Origin of the sequence: Lonsdalea iberica (assembly GCF_002111585.1) — a bacterium.
Taxonomy (GTDB): domain Bacteria; phylum Pseudomonadota; class Gammaproteobacteria; order Enterobacterales; family Enterobacteriaceae; genus Lonsdalea; species Lonsdalea iberica.
On sequence record NZ_LUTP01000031.1, the window covers coordinates 1 to 19,742 of the forward strand.

Annotated in this window: 14 protein-coding genes and 2 pseudogenes; 7 read left to right on the top strand and 9 right to left on the bottom strand. The window is 58.0% G+C overall.

Annotation, left to right across the window (positions count from 1 at the left end; all coding sequences use genetic code 11):
• Positions 1-299: 299 nt before the first annotated feature.
• From prmA to acuI, 9 genes and pseudogenes are all read right to left on the bottom strand, one after another.
• On the bottom strand, positions 300-1,187 hold the full coding sequence (prmA, locus tag AU511_RS12150; protein WP_094100703.1) for a 50S ribosomal protein L11 methyltransferase: 888 nt from the start codon (positions 1,185-1,187) through the stop codon (positions 300-302).
• A 9-nt stretch (positions 1,188-1,196) separates the two neighbouring features.
• Entirely contained in the window at positions 1,197-2,648 is a 1,452-nt protein-coding gene (gene panF, locus AU511_RS12155; RefSeq protein WP_094109850.1) for a sodium/pantothenate symporter, read from the bottom strand.
• The gene (locus tag AU511_RS12160) at positions 2,641-2,880 is read right to left on the bottom strand and encodes a YhdT family protein (protein WP_094109851.1); all 240 of its coding nucleotides are present in this window, start codon (positions 2,878-2,880) and stop codon (positions 2,641-2,643) included. The genes panF and AU511_RS12160 overlap by 8 nt, the downstream gene beginning before the upstream one ends.
• Before the next feature lie 268 nt (positions 2,881-3,148).
• Positions 3,149-4,492, bottom strand: coding sequence for an acetyl-CoA carboxylase biotin carboxylase subunit (gene accC / locus AU511_RS12165; protein ID WP_026740654.1), 1,344 nt, complete (start codon positions 4,490-4,492; stop codon positions 3,149-3,151).
• Between the two features lie 11 nt (positions 4,493-4,503).
• On the bottom strand, positions 4,504-4,968 hold the full coding sequence (accB, locus tag AU511_RS12170; protein WP_094100705.1) for an acetyl-CoA carboxylase biotin carboxyl carrier protein: 465 nt from the start codon (positions 4,966-4,968) through the stop codon (positions 4,504-4,506).
• 21 nt (positions 4,969-4,989) lie between these two features.
• Positions 4,990-5,441 (bottom strand): annotated as a pseudogene (gene aroQ / locus AU511_RS12175) (type II 3-dehydroquinate dehydratase).
• 229 nt (positions 5,442-5,670) lie between these two features.
• Positions 5,671-6,270: a protein-methionine-sulfoxide reductase heme-binding subunit MsrQ gene (msrQ, locus tag AU511_RS12180; protein ID WP_094109852.1), complete on the bottom strand. Its 600-nt coding sequence runs from the start codon at positions 6,268-6,270 to the stop codon at positions 5,671-5,673.
• A 44-nt stretch (positions 6,271-6,314) separates the two neighbouring features.
• Positions 6,315-7,315: pseudogene (gene msrP, locus AU511_RS12185) on the bottom strand (protein-methionine-sulfoxide reductase catalytic subunit MsrP).
• 343 nt (positions 7,316-7,658) lie between these two features.
• Positions 7,659-8,636, bottom strand: a complete 978-nt coding sequence (gene acuI, locus AU511_RS12190; protein WP_094100709.1) for an acrylyl-CoA reductase (NADPH) — start codon at positions 8,634-8,636, stop codon at positions 7,659-7,661.
• 160 nt (positions 8,637-8,796) lie between these two features.
• Here acuI and csrD point away from each other — a divergent pair, with 160 nt between their 5' ends.
• The 7 genes from csrD (at position 8,797) to yhdP (ending at position 19,697) form a co-directional block, all read left to right on the top strand.
• Positions 8,797-10,737 (top strand): RNase E specificity factor CsrD, encoded by a 1,941-nt coding sequence (csrD, locus tag AU511_RS12195; RefSeq protein WP_094109853.1) that lies wholly within the window; start codon positions 8,797-8,799, stop codon positions 10,735-10,737.
• A 313-nt stretch (positions 10,738-11,050) separates the two neighbouring features.
• Positions 11,051-12,094, top strand: a complete 1,044-nt coding sequence (gene mreB / locus AU511_RS12200; RefSeq protein WP_003855260.1) for a rod shape-determining protein MreB — start codon at positions 11,051-11,053, stop codon at positions 12,092-12,094.
• Positions 12,095-12,200: 106 nt separating this feature from the next.
• Positions 12,201-13,205, top strand: a complete 1,005-nt coding sequence (mreC, locus tag AU511_RS12205; protein ID WP_094109854.1) for a rod shape-determining protein MreC — start codon at positions 12,201-12,203, stop codon at positions 13,203-13,205.
• Entirely contained in the window at positions 13,202-13,690 is a 489-nt protein-coding gene (gene mreD / locus AU511_RS12210) for a rod shape-determining protein MreD (RefSeq protein WP_094100712.1), read from the top strand. Before mreC ends, mreD begins: the two co-directional genes overlap by 4 nt.
• A 9-nt stretch (positions 13,691-13,699) precedes the next feature.
• Positions 13,700-14,293, top strand: a complete 594-nt coding sequence (locus AU511_RS12215) for a Maf family protein (protein ID WP_094100713.1) — start codon at positions 13,700-13,702, stop codon at positions 14,291-14,293.
• Positions 14,283-15,752, top strand: coding sequence for a ribonuclease G (gene rng, locus AU511_RS12220; RefSeq protein ID WP_085685868.1), 1,470 nt, complete (start codon positions 14,283-14,285; stop codon positions 15,750-15,752). Before AU511_RS12215 ends, rng begins: the two co-directional genes overlap by 11 nt.
• 114 nt (positions 15,753-15,866) lie before the next feature.
• Positions 15,867-19,697: an AsmA2 domain-containing protein YhdP gene (gene yhdP, locus AU511_RS12225; protein WP_094109866.1), complete on the top strand. Its 3,831-nt coding sequence runs from the start codon at positions 15,867-15,869 to the stop codon at positions 19,695-19,697.
• The last annotated feature ends 45 nt before the right edge of the window (positions 19,698-19,742 follow it).

Below are 19,742 nucleotides of genomic sequence, written 5' to 3' on the forward strand. Positions count from 1 at the left end.
CGCCGTCGCGTTCCAGCGTATCTTTGACGAGCTCGGTCTGAAAACCGGCTCGAGCCTGCGAGAGATCGATATCGCTCAATGGATAGTGCGCGCTAACAGCGGATGTCCCGGCGGCGAAAAGCCCCGCTGCCAGCAGAATGGGTTTCAAGTTGCTATGAATCACTGCAATATTCCTTTTGTCGTCAAATAACCTGACTACCGCCGCGTCATGCGGCGTGTAGTTAAACCGGTGGGGGAGGGGTACGCTATAAAAGCGGAACGTACGGATTGGCGTCCCGCTACTCATGATTCAGGCGCGTTTACAGCGCTTTTTTGATACCGGTAATCCGGCACCACTCTTCTTTTTCCGCCACAGGATCGAGCTCGAACTTCTCCTGATAGGCTTCTGATACGTTGGCGGCCTGTGTCGCCAGTACGCCGGAGAGGCCCAGATGACCACCTGCTTTAGGTAATTCGCCGATCAGCGGAGCCAGTTCCCGCAGAGGGCCTGCCAGAATGTTGGCGACGACGACGTCGGCGGAGAGCGCTTCCGGCTGATCTTGCGGCAGATATAGCTCCAGACGCTCGGACACGCCGTTACGCTGAGCATTATCGCGGCTGGCTTGGATGGCCTGCGGGTCGATATCGATGCCGATGGCGCGAGCGGCGCCCAGCTTCAGCGCCGCGATGGCCAGAATGCCGGAGCCACAACCAAAGTCGATGACGGTTTTACCTTGCAGGTCGAGACCGTCCAGCCACTGCAGGCACAGCGCAGTGGTAGGATGCGTGCCGGTGCCGAAGGCCAGACCGGGGTCCAGCATCACGTTGACCGCCTCCGGGTCGGGAATATCGCGCCAGCTGGGGCAAATCCACAAGCGCTTGCCGAACTGCATCGGATGGAAATTATCCATCCATTCACGTTCCCAGTCTTTATCTTCCAACTGTTCGATTTTGTGTTTGAAACCCGCACCCAGTAGCGGTTCCTGTTCCAGGGTCGCGACGACGGCCTTCATGTCGGTCTCGGCGTCGTACAGTCCGATTACGTCGGTATCGCCCCACAGGCGCGTTTCGCCCGGCAGCGGCTCGAACACCGGCGTGTCATGGGTGTCCTGAAACGTGACGGATACCGCGCCGCTCTCGACCAGCGCGTCTCCCAGGGGTTCGGCATGTGCGCCGGAAGTATTAATTTTGAGTTGAATCCACGGCATAACGGCCTCTTACTTAACGTCGGATGAAGTAACGGCGGCGGGCGCAGCGTGCCCGAACCGGTTACCAATAATAAATGCCAGCAGGCTTAATGCCAGTGAGGGGACGATCGGATGGAATCCGCCCCATTGGATCTTGAAGCTGGCCAGCAGGGTATAACAGAGTGCACCCCCTATCATGGCGCACAGCGCGCCCGTCGCGTTGGCGCGTTCCCAGTACAGTCCCAGCACCAGCGGCCACAGGAAGACAGCCTCCAGTCCGCCGAACGCCAGCAGATTGAGCCAAATGATCATTTCAGGCGGTCGCCAGGAGGCCAGCAGCACCAACAGTCCCAGCACCAGCGTGGTCAGGCTGGACAGGTGTTTGATGTATCTTTCGTTGCTAGCCCGCTGGGGGCGGACGCTGAGATACAAATCTTTGACGATGGTGGCCGAGGCTTGCAGCAAATGCGCATTGATGTTGGACATAATCGCCGCCATCGGCGCCGCCAGGAAAATGCCGGCGGCTAGCGGAGGCAGAACGGCAATCATCAGTTCAGGCAAGACCTGGTCAGGAATAGTGAGGTTGGGCAGTATCGCTCTCCCCAGCGCCCCGGCCAGATGCATGCCGAGCATCAGGAGGGTAATGACGACGGTGCCGATGACAATGCCGCGGTGCAGCGCTTTGCTGTCCCGATAGGAGATACAGCGCACCGCCGTATTCGGCAGACCGATAACGCCGAAACACACCAGCAGCCAGAACGAGGTCATGAACGGTCCGGAAAGCACATCGCCGGGCCCCTGCGGAGAGACCAGCGCCGGGTCGATATGACGCAGTTTCTCCACGGCAACGGGTAGGCCGCCCGCGGCGTAAATCACGCCAACCACCAGCAGCAACGTCCCCACCAGCATCACGATGCCCTGCATGGCATCATTGAGCACGCTGGCTCGGAAGCCGCCAAAAGCGGTGTACAGCGCGATGGTTATGCCGAAGATCAGAAGCCCGGTGTCATAAGGGATGCCGACCGCGGTTTCGAGCAGACGGGCCCCGCCGATAAATTGTACGGCCATGGCGCCGATGAAGGCGACCAGAAGGCTGAGGCTGGCGAACCAGACCAGCAGCCGACTGCCGTAGCGGGCGTACAACATATCGTTAAGCGTGATCGCGTTATAGCGCCGCGCCAGAATCGCGAACTTTTTTCCCAAAATGCTGAGCGAGAGCAGCATGGTCGGCACCTGGATCATCGCCAGCAGCACCCAGCCGAGTCCATATTTATAAGCGGCGCCGGGACCGCCGATGAAGGAGCTGGCGCTCACATAGGTCCCAATCAACGTCATGGCCAGCACGAAGCCGCCCATCGATCGGTTGCCGAGAAAATATTCACGCAGGAAATTGCCTTGCTGGCGGCGGGTATAGGCGTAAACGGACAGCCCGAAGACCAGCAGCAGGTAGGCGATCAGCGGAATGACGATCTGGCTATGCATCCTTATCCTCCAGCGAAATATCGCGGAACAGATGGCGGACCATCAGCCAGCATAGAATGATGAAGGCCAGCGGCAGCAGCAGGCACGACATCTCGAACCAGTGCGGCAGTCCGGTGATGCCGGATTCGTTACTCGGCAGATACGCGGCGGCAATCCACAGCAGCAGGTAACCCAGCGTCAGGCCGAGCGCCCAGCGAGCTTCCCGGTGTGCCTGAAGAAAACGTTTATCCATCTTGTTATAAAACCCAATTGGTATTCATCAGTAGGCGTGTGCAAAACAGGGGATTTTACGGTATGTGAGCGCATTGCCTAGCAGGAATTCACGTTCACGTGCGAATGGCTGGAGATAAACGGATGCGTTTCCGAATGTGGGAATAGTGCAGAAAAAGCAGTAATCGACTGAATAATCGTTATTTTTATCTTTTATCGCGGGGGCGAAAAGACAAGGCCGGTCCACTGCCTGAAAGCGGTCGACCGGCCTTTATCTCATCTGCGGCGTGTTACTGCAGGCCGAGTTTCTTCTCCAGATAGTGGATGTTGGTGCCACCATGCTGGAAGTTTTCGTCGTTCAGGATCTTCAACTGCAGCTCGATGTTAGTCTTGATGCCGTCGATGATCAGTTCCGCCAGCGCATTGCGCATACGGGAGATCGCCACGTCGCGGCTTTCGCCATAGGTAATCAGCTTGCCGATCATGGAGTCGTAATAGGGAGGCACGGTATAGCCCGCATAGATATGCGACTCCCAACGCACGCCAAAGCCGCCCGGCGCGTGGAAACGCGTGATTTTACCCGGGCTGGGCAGGAAGGTGTTGGGGTCTTCCGCATTGATACGACACTCGACCGCATGGCCGCGGACATGCACTTCTTCCTGTTTGATCGACAGCGGCAGACCGGCGGCGACGCGCAGCTGCTCTTTGATCAGGTCCACGCCGGTGACCATTTCGGTCACCGGGTGTTCTACCTGAATACGGGTGTTCATTTCGATGAAATAGAACTCGCCGTTTTCATACAGGAATTCGAACGTACCGGCACCGCGGTAGTTGATGTCCACGCAGGCTTTAGCGCAGCGTTCGCCGATGTAACGACGCAGCTCGCTGGTGATGCCCGGCGCTGGCGCTTCTTCCAGCACTTTCTGGTGGCGACGCTGCATGGAGCAGTCACGCTCAGCCAGATAGATCGCCTGGCCCTGACCGTCAGCCAGTACCTGGATTTCCACGTGGCGTGGGTTTTCCAGATATTTTTCCATGTAGACCATATCGTTGTTAAACGCGGCCTTGGCTTCCGCCTTAGTCATGGAAATGGACTGTTCCAGCTCTTTATCGCTGCGGACGACGCGCATACCGCGTCCGCCGCCGCCGCCGGAAGCTTTGATAATAACCGGGTAACCGATGCGTTTAGCAAAGGCGCGGTTTTTTTCCATATCGTCGCCCAGAGGACCATCGGAACCGGGGACGCAGGGAACACCCGCTTTTTTCATCGCGCTGATGGCAGACACTTTATCGCCCATCAGGCGAATGGTGTCGGCGCGAGGGCCGATGAAGATAAAGCCGGAACGCTCAACCTGTTCGGCGAAGTCGGCGTTTTCGGACAAGAAGCCGTAACCGGGGTGGATGGCCACCGCGCCGGTAATTTCAGCGGCGGAGATCAACGCGGGAATGTTCAGGTAGCTTTTGGTGGACGGCGCAGGGCCGATGCACACCGTTTCGTCAGCCAGCAACACGTGTTTCAGGTCGCGATCCGCCGTGGAGTGCACGGCGACGGTTTTGATGCCCAGCTCTTTGCAGGCACGCAAAATACGCAACGCGATCTCACCACGGTTAGCGATAACAATTTTATCTAGCATGGTACGCCCCGTTATTCGATGACAACCAGCGGCTCGTCAAATTCAACCGGTTGACCGCTTTCCAACAGAATGGCTTTCACCACGCCTGCTTTATCTGCTTCGATTTGGTTCATCATTTTCATGGCTTCGACGATGCACAGCGTATCGCCGACGTTAACCTGCTGGCCGACTTCCACAAACGCTTTCGCTTCCGGGCTTGGCGTACGGTAGAACGTCCCGACCATCGGTGAACGTACGATGTGACCGCTGATTGCGGCTGGCGCTGCGGCGACTTCGGCGACCGGCGCTTCGGCCACGGTCGCGGCCAGTGCAGGCTGCGGCTGCATCGGCGCATAGGCCTGCTGCATCATCGGGTAGGGCTGTGCGGCGGGGGAACGGCTGATGCGTACTGACTCTTCACCTTCGGAAATTTCCAGTTCGGCGATGCCGGATTCTTCAACCAGTTCAATCAGTTTCTTGATCTTACGAATATCCATGAATAGGGTTCCGTACTCTTGTTAATTGGAAATTGACAGGCGTTTTACGGCCGTCTGTAAAGCGTAACTATAACCATCTGCCCCCAGGCCACAAATGACCCCGACTGCCACATCGGACAGATAGGAGTGGTGGCGGAAGGGTTCACGCGCATGCACGTTGGACAGATGAATTTCGATAAAGGGGATGGCGACCGCCAGCAGCGCATCCCGCAGCGCAACGCTGGTATGGGTATATGCCGCTGGGTTGATCAGAATGAAGTCGGTGTTGCCTCTGGCCTGATGAATTCGGTCGATCAGCGTGTGCTCCGCGTTGGACTGCAGGTGCGACAGCTGAACGTTCAGCGCCAGCGCTTCTTGTTCCAATCCGTTAACGATTTCCGTCAACGTGGTATGGCCATACTTCTCAGGCTCGCGGCGCCCAGAAGATTCAGGTTTGGACCGTTCAAAAGCAAAATGTTGAACTTATCTACCATTATGCTGCTATCTCCCGCGATTCGCTTCGTGCTGCACAAAATAGCGCGAAGCTATTCGTTTGTCACCTTTCTAGGCGCAAATTGTCCGATGCCTAAAAACAAAGTCGTGCATTATAAACATTTCGTTGCAATTAGCAGCCATATAGTGGCTTTATCTGCGGAGATATCCATCTCGGCGTCTGTTCCGCCCCGTTTCGGCGCTTTTATCACACCGTTGAAGCCCGGAGCTTCAGCGCCACCACTGGCGAAATTTTTTATAACGCATCAGTAACAAAATGAGGGCGAGAAGAGTATAGAAAATAGGTGGCGGAGACAACGTTTTAACCGACCAAATGTAGTGGATGGGGGCAAGAATAGCGACTAGATAAAGCGTGTTATGCAATTTTTGCCAGCGGGATCCCAACTTCCGCATCATGGCCTGCGTGGACGTCAGCGCCAGCGCCAGCAGGATTATCCAACTGACGATGCCGAGCATGAGATAGGGGCGCGAGAAAATCTCGCTGACCAGCAGCGAAAGGTGACTGAGTCCCAATTCCAGCAGCGCGTAGCTCGCCAGATGCAGCGTCGCCCAGGCGAAACACCACAAACCGATGGGCCGTCGACAGCGGATTAGCAGCGGCTGTTTGCCGTAGCGCGCCAATGGCGCTATCGCCAGTGTGGCCAATAGCCATTTCAGCGCGATTCTGCCGGTAAAATGCTGGATATCCTTCGCTGGATCGGCGCTCAGCCATCCTTGGCTCACGGTCAGAAACAGCCACAGTAGCGGCAATATTCCCGCCAGATGAATAACTCCCTTAATCCAAAACAGGTGTCGGGGTTGCAAACGCATTCGACGCTGACTCCAAGTATTGGGCACGATTGTGCGCGGAAAATTTAGAAGTTCGCCCGCAAGTCCAGACCGTGGTACAGCGAGGCTACCTCGTCTGCGTACCCGTTGAACAGCAGGGTCGGTTGTCGCTGCACATCAAGAATACCGCCCGCGCCGATCACCCGCTCCGTCGCCTGCGACCAGCGCGGGTGGTCGACGTGCGGGTTCACATTGGCGTAAAAACCGTACTCGTTCGGCGCCGATAAGTTCCAGGTGGATGGAGGCCGATCGTGGGTAAATCGGATTTTCACGATGGATTTAATGTTTTTGAATCCATACTTCCACGGCACCATCAGCCGCAGCGGCGCGCCGTTCTGCGGCGGCAGCGTTTTGCCGTAGACGCCCACGGCCATCAGCGTCAGCGGGTTCATCGCCTCATCCATCCGCAGCCCTTCGACGTAGGGGTAATTGAGCCCTCCGCCGATAAAACTGTTCTTCTGTCCCGGCATCTGTTCTGGATCGTAGAGCGTCTGAAACGCGACATAGCGCGCGTTGCCGGTGGGGTTGGCAAAGGCGATAAGTCGGGAAAGCGGAAAGCCGATCCAGGGAACGACCATTGACCAGGCTTCGACGCAGCGGAATCGATAGATGCGTTCTTCCAGCGGGAAGCGCTTAAGAATGTCGTCCATATCCAACGTGATGGGTTTGGCGACGTCGCCGTCGATCTCGATTTTCCAGCCTTCGGTTTTCAGGCCGCCCGCGTTGGCTGCCGGGTCCGCCTTATCCAGTCCGAATTCGTAAAAGTTGTTGTAGCCGGTGACTTTGTCTTCCGGCGTGAGCGGCAGATCCAAGCGCCAGTTCGGCGGTTGATCGAAGGTCAGCGGTTTGCCCGGCGGCGCGTTGGGCCGTTCGTCGCCTTTGAGCCAAGACAGCAAATCCGCCTGCGCGGACAGCGGCAACGAGAGGGTTGCGGTGGTAATGCCCAGAAACTTCAGCAGTCGGCGCGCTGATGGAACAGGGCTTCCGGCGTGACGTCTGCTTCGGTCGGCGTGCGAATTTTTTTCATGGTATTCCGCCTTTATGCCTGTGTAGTGACTCGACGCGCGGCGTTCAGGTTGTGCGCCGCAGTATGGCTTAGACCAATCCCTACCGGGGTGATGGGCGCAGCCGTAAGAAAAGAGGGCGAACTCCGCGAGTCAACGGGACCCTATCCGGTGTCGATAAGCCGTTTGCGTACGGCTCAGCGTCAAGGGGAGTGGGAGCATGGTCCAAATGAGGCGGTTATTAATGTATAGATGATTCTGTCGTGGAGAGATTCCGCACAAAAAAGAAAATTTTCTCTCTTTCTGAGCATCATAAAAAAGGCCACCCGAACAGGGTGGCCTGAAAAGAGGGGGCTTGAGGTGAACTTAACGCAGTTTTACCAGTGTCCGGCCCGTTATCCGATTAGCGATGAGATCGGCGGCCGCGGCGGGAGCCTCTGCCAACGGGATCTCTTTGGCGATCTGGTCATAGAACGAAACGGGCAGCAGTTCGGCCAGGCGCTCCCAGGCCTTTTGTCGGCGCGGCTGCGGCGCCATGACCGAATCCACGCCCTGTAGCCGCACGTTGCGCAGAATGAACGGCATGACGGTCGTTGGCAGCGCGATGCCTCCGGCCAGACCGCAAGCGGCGACCGTCGCGCCATAATTCATCTGAGCCAGCAGGGTCGCTAGCACGTTATCACCCACAGTATCGATAGCGCCGGCCCAGCGCTGTTTCTCCAGCGGACGCGGCGCGGCGGTAAATTCCTGGCGGTCGAGCACCTGTCCGGCGCCCAATTGCCGCAGATAATCGGCGTTTTCCGCTCGCCCGCTCAGCGCGGTCACCTGATACCCCAGCGCATGGAGCAGGGCAATGGCGGTACTGCCCACGCCGCCGCTGGCGCCGGTGACGATAATCTCGCCATCTGCGGGCGTGACGCCGCCTTCTTCCAATGCCATGACGCACAGCATGGCGGTAAATCCTGCGGTGCCTATGATCATGGCCTGACGCGTCGAGAGTTTTTCAGGCAGCGCGACCAGCCAGTCGCTTTTCACCCGGGCCGACTGCGCGAGTCCGCCCCAATGATTTTCCCCGACGCCCCAGCCGGTCAGAATCACGGACTGCCCGACGGCGAAAGCGTCGTCGCTGCTGCTGTGTACGGTTCCTGCAAAGTCAATGCCGGGTATCATGGGGAATTGGCGGACAATTTTGCCTTGGCCGGTGATAGCCAGCGCATCTTTATAGTTGATGCTCGACCAGGATACATCGACAGTCACGTTCCCTTCCGGCAGTTGCGTCGGGTCGATGGAGCGGACTTCAGGCACCGTTTTACCCTGGTGCTGTTCGAGAATCAGAGCCTGCATTGCATTACCTCCTTTCGAGGATCGAACAAATAGGTAGAGGGAAGTCAGGTACAGACTATATTGGTAATAGACATGACATGCACTGATAAACCGCAAGGAGCAGGCGGCGTGCCGCCGTCGCATTTATTCGGTTATAAGGCCAGGAGTAAAAGACCCAAGGATGAGATTGACCACCAAACTTTCCATGCTGATGACGACGCTGACCCTGTTGGCGATTGCGCTCATGTTCGTCAGCAGTATTTCCAGCTTTATTTACTACAGCCATAAACGCATGGAGCACCAACTTGAAGCCGTGGCGACCAGCATCGATCAGGCCCTGCTGATGAACTCGCCCAGCGAAATCGTGGCGTGGCTGCCGCCGGTGATGAGGAGCCTGGGGATCGTTGAGCTGGAGATCCAACAGGGGCTGGACAGCAGCGATATCATCAGCCTGCCGGAAGATAAGCCGGATGACCAGACGATAATGTATCGTCGGGCGCAAATGTCGCTCATGCAGCATCCCAATATTTCGCTGAAAATGATCTACGTTGATCCGCTGATGGGCTCCCCCCGTTATCTGTTTTCGTTTCTGTCCGTCATGGTGGTGATGCTGGTGATGTCGATCGCCATCTTCTATGCCGTGCGCTGGCTGCGGCGGCAAATGGCCGGGCAGGAGCGGCTCGAAGAACGCGCGGAGCGCATCCTCTACGGTGACAGCGAAGTGGTGCCGCCCGGCTCTGGTCGTGAATGGCCGGTCAGCGCCAGCGGCGCGCTCGACAAGCTGTTGGGCGACCTAATGGAAGCTCGGGAAGCCAAAGGTCGGGTGGATACGTTGATCCGCGCCTTTGTCGCACAGGATGCGGAAACGGGTTTGAATAACCGGTTTTTCTTCGATAACCAACTGGCGACACAGCTGGAGGATCCGGAGTCCGTCGGCACGCACGGCGTGGTGATGATGGTCAGACTGCCGGACTTCGATACCCTGCAGGGAACTCATGGTTATGACCGCTCGCTAGCGGAATACTGCACGGCCCTAATTAGTCAGCTCTCTTTGTTCATTCACCGTTATCCGGCCGCGCTGGTGGCCCGGTATCACCACAGCGATCTCGCGGTGCTGCTGCCGCATCGCACCTTGAAGGAGGCGGACGGCGTCGCGGCGCAGATGGTGCGGGACGCTGAGCGCCTGCCCGCGCCGTCTTGCATCGATAGAGACGATATTTTGCATATCGGTATCTGCGCCTATCGCAGCGGTCAGCGGGTGGATCAGGTGATTGAGAATGTGGAGGACGCAACCCGTCATGCCGTATTGCAAGGCGGCAGCGGCTGGTGCGTGTTTGACCGGCGCGTGCCGGAAAAAGGGCGAGGGAGCGTGAAGTGGCGCACCTTGCTGGAAGATACGCTGTCTCGCGGCGGCCCGCATCTCTACCAAAAACCGGCAATCACCTGTGAAGGGTGGGTGCATCATTACGAGCTAAGTAGCCGCATTGATGATGGCACGCAGGAATTACTGGAGGCGGAATTTATGCCGCTGGTGCGCCAGCTCGGTCTGACCGCCAGCTACGAACGGTTGCTGGTGACCCGCACGCTCGCGCTGATAGCGGGTGATGCCGACGTCACCTTGGCGATCCCCATCACCGTGGATTCGCTGTTACAGCCTTCATTCCTAAGATGGCTATGCGAAACACTGCAACAGAGCGTTCAGGAACAGCGCTCTCGTCTGCTGCTGGAACTGGCGGAGGCCGACGTATGTCAGTACCTTGGACGTCTTCGTCCGGTGATTGCCGAGCTGACCGGGCTGGGCTGTCGGTTGGTGGTGGCGCAGGCAGGTCTAACGCTGGTGAGCAGCGCCTATATCAAGTCACTGCCGGTTGAGGTCATTAAACTGCATCCGGGGTTGGTGCGCGGCGTCGAACAGCATCCGGAGAACCAGCTATTTATCCACAGTCTGACCGAAGCTTGCGTCGGGACGAAGACGCGCGTTTGCGCCGTCAGCGTACGTACCCGTGAAGAGTGGCTGACGTTATTGGATAAGGGCGTGCGTGGCGGGCAAGGTGCGCTGTTTGCCAACTCGACGCCCGTCGGGAATACGCTGAAAAAATATTCACAGCAGTTCCATGTTTAGTGTGAATGTCCGGCCCGATTTAGCGTAGAATGAGCGCGCCGTGGAGAGCATGTCGTTACTGCTGATATCACCGCGAAAATGTTAGATTTTATGTCCGTTGTCGGCGCAAATTTTCGGGATTGTGCGCGGCCAGTCTAGATGCCGCCTGAGGGGATCCCCCTCCATGAGTTTCGTGCCTAACCCAAATTTGTGCGGCATACGTTTTTTTCACCGTAGCAGAGCCTGTTCGCGCCTTGTCGCTGCTGCGTGTGGTTGGTAAAGTAGGCGGATTTTATTTATTTCCGCCCCCAGCTTGCAGGATTATCCTTTAGTTATGTTTAAGAAATTTCGTGGCATGTTTTCCAACGACTTGTCCATCGACCTGGGTACCGCCAATACCCTGATTTATGTAAAAGGACAGGGCATTGTACTGAACGAACCTTCCGTGGTGGCGATTCGCCAGGACCGCGCGGGCTCTCCGAAAAGCGTTGCCGCAGTAGGCCATGACGCCAAACAGATGTTGGGGCGTACGCCGGGCAATATCGCGGCTATCCGTCCGATGAAGGATGGGGTGATTGCCGATTTCTTCGTGACTGAGAAAATGCTGCAGCACTTTATCAAACAGGTGCATAGCAACAGTTTCATGCGCCCCAGCCCGCGCGTGTTGGTCTGTGTGCCGGTCGGTGCGACGCAGGTTGAACGCCGCGCGATCCGTGAATCCGCACAGGGTGCGGGCGCACGCGAAGTGTTCCTGATCGAGGAACCCATGGCGGCGGCTATCGGCGCGGGACTGCCGGTGTCTGAAGCGACCGGCTCCATGGTGGTGGATATCGGCGGGGGTACAACGGAAGTGGCGGTGATCTCCCTGAATGGCGTGGTCTACTCCTCTTCGGTCCGCATCGGCGGCGACCGCTTTGACGAAGCGATTATTAATTACGTTCGCCGTAACTACGGCTCGCTGATCGGCGAAGCGACGGCGGAACGCATCAAGCACGAAATCGGCTCCGCCTATCCGGGCGATGAAGTCCGTGAAATCGAAGTGCGCGGTCGTAATCTGGCTGAAGGCGTGCCGCGTGGCTTTACGCTGAACTCCAACGAAATTCTCGAAGCTCTGCAGGAGCCGCTGACGGGCATCGTCAGTGCGGTTATGGTCGCGCTGGAACAGTGTCCGCCAGAGTTGGCGTCTGACATCTCTGAACGTGGCATGGTGCTGACCGGCGGTGGCGCTCTGCTGCGCAACCTGGACCGTCTGCTGATGGAAGAAACCGGCATTCCTGTCGTTGTTGCGGAAGATCCGCTGACCTGCGTTGCGCGTGGCGGTGGTAAAGCGTTGGAAATGATCGACATGCATGGCGGCGATTTGTTCAGCGAAGAATAAGCCGGCTTGCCAGAAATAAAGAAGGGGGAAACCGTATGGATGAAGGTTTGTTGAGTTCATCCCGTCTGGTGGCCCCCTTTTTCTTTGTCGAGGAATACGCCATTTTATGAAGCCGATTTTTAGCAGGGGCCCCTCCCTGCAACTGCGACTTTTTCTTACCGTCATCACCGCGATTGTCATCATTGTTGCTGACAGCCGGCTCGGTACGTTTGTCAAAATCCGCACTTATATGGATACCGCCGTCAGCCCGTTCTATTTTCTGGCGAACGGCCCGCGCGCGGCGCTGGACAGCGTCTCGGCCAAGCTGACCTCGCGAGAGCAACTGGAGCGTGAGAACACGGCGCTGCGTCAGGAACTGATGTTGAAGAACAGCGATCTGTTGCTGCAAGGGCAGCTCAAGCAAGAGAACGCGCGGCTGCGCGAACTGCTTGGCTCCCCGCTGCGTCAGGACGAACACAAGATGGTGACGCAGGTTCTCTCCGCCGGTATTGACCCCTACAGCGATCAGGTTGTGATCGACAAAGGCGCCGTCAACGGTGTGTATGAAGGCCAGCCGGTCATCAGCGATAAAGGCGTCGTCGGGCAGGTGATCGCCGTTGGACAACTGACCAGCCGCGTGCTGTTGATTTGCGATGCCTCGCACGCGTTGCCGATTCAGGTGCTGCGTAACGACATTCGGGTGATTGCCGCGGGCAATGGTTGCACGGAAGATTTGCAGCTGGAGCACTTGCCGAACAATACCGATATTCGCGTCGGAGATGTGCTGGTCACCTCGGGTCTGGGGGGACGCTTCCCCGAAGGCTATCCTGTGGGCGTCGTCTCTTCGGTGAAAGTCGACACTCAGCGTGCCTACACGGTCATTCAGGCGCATCCCACGGCGGGACTGCAACGTTTGCGCTATCTTCTCCTATTGTGGGGAGGGGATAACGACGCCCACGCGGCGATATCTCCGCAGGAAGTGCAACGAGTGGCGAACGAACGCCTGATGCAGATGATGCCGCATGTGCTGCCGTCGCCTGACTCAATGGGGCCGCCCGCGCCCCCGGTAAATACCGCTTCTCCGACAGACAGCGCCCCTGCGGGCGGTCGTGCGCCGGGAGGCGAGCAATGAACCGTTATCGTCGTAACGGCAACTGGATTATCTGGCTGTCGTTCCTGATAGCGCTGGTGCTGCAGAATATGCCGTGGCCGGATGAGATCTACATGTTCCGTCCCTCCTGGCTGACGTTGCTGCTGATTTACTGGGTGATGGCGCTGCCGCACCGGGTGAATGTGGGAACCGGCTTCATTCTGGGGATCATCACCGATCTGATTCTTGGCGCGACGTTGGGCGTGCGTGCGCTGGGACTGAGCATCGTGGCCTATCTGGTGGCGTTTCGCTTCCAGCTCTTCCGCAATATGGCGCTGTGGCAGCAAGCGTTAATCGTGATGCTGCTGTCGCTGATGCTGGATCTGTTGATCTTCTGGGCCGAGTTTCTGGTTCACGACGTGGCGTTCCGCCCTGAAGTGCTGTGGAACTGCGTGGTGGATGGCGCGCTGTGGCCGTGGCTGTTTTTACTGATGCGGAAAATCCGTCGTCAGTTCACCGTACAATAGAGGTCGTGCATGACAGCACTGTATTTGGCGTCATCGTCCCCCCGACGTAAGACCCTTTTGGGGATGCTGGAGATCCCGTTCGTGACGCTAACGGCTGTAGTGGAAGAACAGAGACGGCCTGACGAAACGCCGGAACATTACGTGAGCCGTCTGGCGCAGGATAAAGCGGCGGCGGGCGTTGCCGTCGCGCCGCAGGATCTCCCTGTACTCGGCGCGGACACCATCGTCGTGCTGGAAGGCGATGTGCTGGAAAAACCACGCGACGAGGCGCACGCCGCCGAGATGCTGCGGGCGCTGTCCGGCCGCCGGCATCAGGTGATGACGGCCATCGCACTGGCCGATAAAGAAAAAACATTAAGTCAACGTGTGGTCACCGACGTAGTTTTTCGGCGGCTCTCAGAACAGGATATCGTTAGCTACATTGCCAGCGGTGAACCCATGGATAAAGCCGGCGCCTATGGTATCCAGGGCAAAGGCGGGTGCTTTGTAAAATCCATTGCCGGGAGTTACCACGCCGTTGTGGGACTGCCGCTGGTGGAAACCCTTGACTTGTTCAGCCGATTTGCCGAACTGCGTACAGCAAGAGGAACCCATGACCGCTGAGTTACTGGTAAACATTACACCGTCAGAAACGCGCGTCGCTTACATTGACAACGGCACGATGCAGGAGATTCACATCGAGCGCGAAGCCAAGCGCGGCATCGTCGGCAACATCTATAAAGGGCGGGTCAGCCGCGTGCTGCCCGGCATGCAGGCGGCGTTTGTCGATATCGGTCTGGATAAGGCCGCTTTTCTGCACGCTTCCGACATCATGCCGCACACCGAATGCGTGGCGGGCGATGAACAGAAAAATTTCCACGTCCGCGACATCGCTGAGCTGGTGCGTCAGGGGCAGGATCTCATGGTGCAGGTAGTCAAAGATCCCTTAGGCACCAAAGGCGCGCGTCTGACGACGGATATCACGCTGCCTTCGCGCTATTTGGTCTTCATGCCGGGCGCCTCGCACGTCGGTGTCTCCCAGCGTATCGAAAGCGAAACCGAGCGCGAGCGACTCAAGCATATCGTGTCCGCCTACTGCGATGAGCAGGGCGGCTTCATCATTCGTACCGCCGCCGAAGGCGTGGGCGAGCAGGAGTTGACGGAAGACGCGGCGTTCCTGAAGCGTCTGTGGGCCAAGGTCATGGAGCGTAAAAAGCGCAACAAAACCCGCTGCCAGCTGTATGGCGAACTGGCGTTGGCCCAGCGCATCCTGAGGGATTTCGCCGGCGCGGCGCTGGATCGCATTCGCGTCGACTCCAAGCTGACCTTCGACTCTCTGGTGGAGTTCACCTCCGAATATATCCCCGAGATGGCCAGCAAGCTGGAGCTGCACGCGGGTAAACAGCCGATCTTCGATTTGTACGATGTTGAGAATGAAATTCAACGCGCGCTGGACCGCAAAGTCGAGCTAAAGTCGGGCGGCTATCTGATCATCGATCAGACCGAGGCGATGACGACGATTGATATCAATACCGGCGCCTTCGTCGGGCATCGCAATCTGGACGAAACCATCTTCAATACCAATATCGAAGCGACCCAGGCGATTGCCCGCCAGCTGCGGCTACGTAATCTGGGCGGCATCATCATCATCGACTTCATCGATATGAGCAACGAAGACCATCGCCGGCGCGTGCTGCATTCGCTGGAGCAGGCGCTCAGTAAAGATCGGGTGAAAACCAGTATTAGCGGCTTCTCTCAACTAGGATTAGTGGAGATGACCCGTAAACGTACCCGTGAGAGTATTGAGCACGTATTGTGCAGCGGCTGTCCCACCTGTCATGGCCGCGGGACGGTGAAAACGGTTGAGACCGTCTGCTACGAAATCCTGCGTGAAATTGTGCGCGTACACCATGCTTACGATTCCGACCGCTTCCTGGTTTATGCCTCGCCGCGCGTCGGCGAAGCGCTGAAAGGCGAAGAGTCCCATGCGTTGGCCGAGGTGGAAGTGTTTGTCGCGAAACAGGTCAAAGTCCAGATTGAACCCCTGTACAGTCAGGAGCAGTTCGACGTGGTGATGATGTAATACAGACGGCGTGTGGGTGCTGGCGGCAGCGATAGCAGAACGGAGAGTCGATGTGATGTGGGTATGGCGCCTCCGCCCGCTCCGCAGCCGGTGACGAACAACAAGGAGATATGCGTGAGGCGACTGCCCGGAATCTTACTTGCGACGGGAGCGACCCTTATTGTACTGGTTGCGCTGGCGGTCAGTGGACTGAGGCTTGCCATGCCGCATCTGGACGACTTCAGGCCACGGCTGGTGGCCTGGGCGCAGTCTGTCTCCGGGATCCCCATCGAGGTCGGGGGCCTCAACGGCAGTTGGGAGCCGTTCGGCCCCACGCTGGAAATCAACCAAATTCGCATTCAACATCCGGATGCCGACTGGCAGTCCAAACGGGTCACGCTGGCGCTGGATGTGTGGCAATCGCTACTTCATTTGCGCTGGCAGTTCCGCGATCTGACCTTCTACCAGATGCAGCTGGACCTCAAACATCCCCTCGATTTTTCGCAAAAGAATAACGATAGCGGCTGGCAGGCGAACCAAGTCACCGACCTGTTTCTACGTCAGCTCGACCATTTCGACCTGCGCGATAGCCATATCACTTTTTTGACGCCCTCCGGCCCGCGCGCCGAACTGTTTATACCCCAGTTGAACTGGCTTAACGGCCATAATCGCCATCGCGCCGAGGGGCAAATCAGCCTGTCGAGTTTTAACGGCCAGCATGGCGTGGTGCAGATGCGGATGGATTTGCAGGACGATGGGGGATGGCTGAATGACGGCACCCTTTATCTGCAAGCCGACGATATCGACATGAAGCCCTGGCTGAGCCGCTGGTTGCGCAACAATACCGGTCTGGAGAACGCGGACTTCAGTTTGGCGACCTGGCTGCATGTGCGTAACGGCGAGATCGCCGGGGGTGACGTTTTGCTGAATAAGGGGACGGCGGGCTGGCGCGATGGCAAAGAGACCCATCGCATCAGCGTCGGCAACATGATGCTGCAGGCCAATCGGCAGGATAACGGCTGGCAACTGACCATTCCGGCGCTGAAGGTCGCGACGGACGGGCAAGCCTGGCCGCAGGCAGCCATCTCCGCGCTGTGGTTGCCGACCGATAAGCCGGTCGACGGCGAGGGGCTACAGGGCGAACTTCGCGTGCGCAGCGGCAACCTGGCGCTGGAGCGCTTTACCCCGCTGCTGCCTTTGCTCTCTTCCGCCATGCCTGAGTTGAAAACACGCTGGCAGGCGCTGCAGCCGAAGGGTCAATTAACCACGCTGGCGCTGGATATTCCGCTGGCGACGCCGCAGGACAGCCGCTTTCAGGTGGGGTGGCAGGATGTCAGCTGGCAGCCCTGGCAGATGCTGCCGGGCATCGACCATTTTTCCGGTGCGGTGAGCGGGAGCGTGGGAAGCGGCGAGGTGCATCTTCAGCTGCTCCGGAGCACGTTGCCTTATCCGGGCATGTTCCGCGCGCCGCTAGAAATGAAGAAAGTCGAAGGGAATCTGCACTGGCGAAGCGATGACCAAGGGTGGTCGCTGTGGTCGAAAGGCTTGGATGTGCAGGCCAAATCGCTGTGGGTCAACGGTGATTTTGACTACCACCATCCCACTAAAGGCGAGCCGCAGTTAAATATCCTCGCGGGGCTGCGTTTGAGCGATGGGGCGGAGGCATGGCGCTATTATCCCGAACACTTTATGGGAAAAAGTCTGGTCAATTATCTCAGCCAGGCGGTGCAAGGGGGCTCGGTAGACAACGGAACCCTGATTTTTGCGGGTAATCCCTCGAACTTCCCCTTCACCCATCATGACGGACAATTTCAGGTATGGGTGCCGCTGAAAAACGCCAAATACGGCTTCCAACCCGGCTGGCCTGCGTTGAATAGCGACAATATCACCCTGAATTTCCTGAATAATGGATTATGGATGAATGCGCCGCAAGCCCGGCTCGGCAACGTTGAAGGTCGCAACATTGATGCCGCGATCCCTAACTATCAGCAGGAGTTGCTGCTGATTAACGGCAACCTGAGCGGCAGTGGCAAAAATGTGAGTGATTACTTCATGCAGACGCCGCTGAAATCCTCGCTGGGAACCGCGCTACAACAATTGCAGATCGGCGGTAATGTGGCTAGCACGCTGCATTTATCTATCCCGCTGAACGGTAAGCAGGTGCGGGCAAGCGGCGAGGTCACGATGAATGACAATAGCCTGTTCATCAAACCGCTGGGCGTCACGCTGCGCCAGCTTACCGGTCGCTTCAGTTACGACAACGGCAATGTGAAGAGCGAACCGTTGCAGGCCAGCGTGTTCGGTCAGCCTCTGACCGCCAGCTTCACCACCAAAGAGCAGGAGAAGGCGTTTCAGGTCAATGTGGATCTGCAGGGGAGCATACAACCGGCGCGGTTGCCGGGCTTACCTGCCGATGTCGTGAGCGCGCTGGGCGGCAACGCGACCTGGAAAACACAGGTGGGCGTGACGCTGCCGCACAAGGGCGGCGCAACCTACGAGGTCAACGCTCAGGCCGATCTCAAAGAAGTAAGCAGTCACTTACCTTCTCCGCTCGACAAGGCCGCGGGCAAAGCGCTCCCGGTCCAACTGAGCGCCAAAGGTGACCTGCGCGGCTTTACGGTACAGGGCGTGCTGGCGAAAACTCAGCGATTTAACAGCCGCTGGCTGCTGAAGAAACAGTCGGTCGCGCTGACTCAGGCGGTCTGGCAGGACGGCGGTAAAAGTGCCCCTGCGCTGACGGGTAAAGACGGCATCACGCTGCATCTCCCCGCGCTCGACGGCGAACGTTGGCTGGGTCTGCTGTCCGGCGCGAAGTCCTCCGCGCAGGGGGCGAGCGGCGGCGGATTCTCGCTCCCGGCACGCGTCACCGTGACGACGCCGCAGTTAACACTGGCGGGCCAGCAGTGGCGCGATCTGGCGCTGAGCGCATATCCTTCCGGGAGCGGCACCGCGGTGACGGCGCGCGGCCGCGAGATTGACGGACGCTTGGAGATTCCGCGTAGTGGCGTATGGCGAAGCGACATTCGCTATCTTTATTACAATCCTCAATGGTCCGGGGGCGCATCTCCTACGGGGTCGGGCAAAGCCGCAGCGCCTTTTACCCTCACCAATGAGACCTTCGCCGGGTGGCCTACGTTACAGGTGAACTGCAACGAATGTTGGGCGATGGGACAGAATCTGGGCCGGATTCAGGCGTTATTAGTGCCGGAGAAAAACAAGATTTCGATTCGTGGCGGGCTGGTGGATGACGGCAAGGCGCGTTTGACCCTCAACGGTACCTGGCAACAGGCTGAGGGCGGAAGCCGCACCTCGGTCAAAGGCGTGCTGTCGGGCGATAGCCTGACGGAAAGCGCCGAGTGGCTGGGCGTCTCCACGCCGCTGCGAGGTGAGTCCTTCAACATTGATTATGATCTCTACTGGCGCGGCGAACCGTGGTCGCCGGACCTGCCCACGCTGAGCGGCATCTTGCAGACCCATCTCGGCAAAGGGGAAATTACCAGCGCGAGCAGCGGGTCTGCCGGACAGCTGCTGCGTCTCATCAGTTTCGATGCGCTGCTGCGCAAATTGCAGTTCGATTTCAGCGATACTTTCAACAAAGGCTTCTACTTCGACAGTATTCGCAGCTCCGCCTGGATTAAATCCGGCGTGCTGCACACCGATAATCTGCTGGTCGATGGGCTGGAGGCGGACATCGCGATGAGCGGCGATGTCGATCTGGTGAAACGGCAGATCAATATGGAAGCCACAATCGCGCCGGAGCTGTCCGGTACGGTCGGGGTGGCGGCGGCCTTTGTGGTCAACCCCGTCGTCGGCGCGGCGGTATTTGCCGCCAGCAAAGTGCTGGCGCCGCTGTGGAATAAATTTTCCCTGATTCGTTACCATATTTCCGGTAGTGTGGACCAACCGAAGATTCAGGAAGTTCTGCGCGAAAAGCAGAAAGCCCGCGCGGCGACATCCGGCCAGTAAGGGCGGCATGTTTATCTGATTACCTTGACATTAAGAGTGACATCC

Bases quoted from the DNA above. Each gene is read 5' to 3' on its own strand.
- mreC (WP_094109854.1), top strand. From the start codon at position 12,201: ATGAAGCCGATTTTTAGCAGGGGCCCCTCCCTGCAACTGCGACTTTTT.
- msrQ (WP_094109852.1), bottom strand. From the start codon at position 6,270: ATGCGTTTGCAACCCCGACACCTGTTTTGGATTAAGGGAGTTATTCAT.
- prmA (WP_094100703.1), bottom strand. From the start codon at position 1,187: ATGCCGTGGATTCAACTCAAAATTAATACTTCCGGCGCACATGCCGAA.
- rng (WP_085685868.1), top strand. From the start codon at position 14,283: ATGACCGCTGAGTTACTGGTAAACATTACACCGTCAGAAACGCGCGTC.
- accC (WP_026740654.1), bottom strand. From the start codon at position 4,492: ATGCTAGATAAAATTGTTATCGCTAACCGTGGTGAGATCGCGTTGCGT.
- AU511_RS12160 (WP_094109851.1), bottom strand. From the start codon at position 2,880: ATGGATAAACGTTTTCTTCAGGCACACCGGGAAGCTCGCTGGGCGCTC.
- AU511_RS12215 (WP_094100713.1), top strand. From the start codon at position 13,700: ATGACAGCACTGTATTTGGCGTCATCGTCCCCCCGACGTAAGACCCTT.
- acuI (WP_094100709.1), bottom strand. From the start codon at position 8,636: ATGCAGGCTCTGATTCTCGAACAGCACCAGGGTAAAACGGTGCCTGAA.
- mreB (WP_003855260.1), top strand. From the start codon at position 11,051: ATGTTTAAGAAATTTCGTGGCATGTTTTCCAACGACTTGTCCATCGAC.
- csrD (WP_094109853.1), top strand. From the start codon at position 8,797: ATGAGATTGACCACCAAACTTTCCATGCTGATGACGACGCTGACCCTG.
- accB (WP_094100705.1), bottom strand. From the start codon at position 4,968: ATGGATATTCGTAAGATCAAGAAACTGATTGAACTGGTTGAAGAATCC.
- mreD (WP_094100712.1), top strand. From the start codon at position 13,202: ATGAACCGTTATCGTCGTAACGGCAACTGGATTATCTGGCTGTCGTTC.
- panF (WP_094109850.1), bottom strand. From the start codon at position 2,648: ATGCATAGCCAGATCGTCATTCCGCTGATCGCCTACCTGCTGCTGGTC.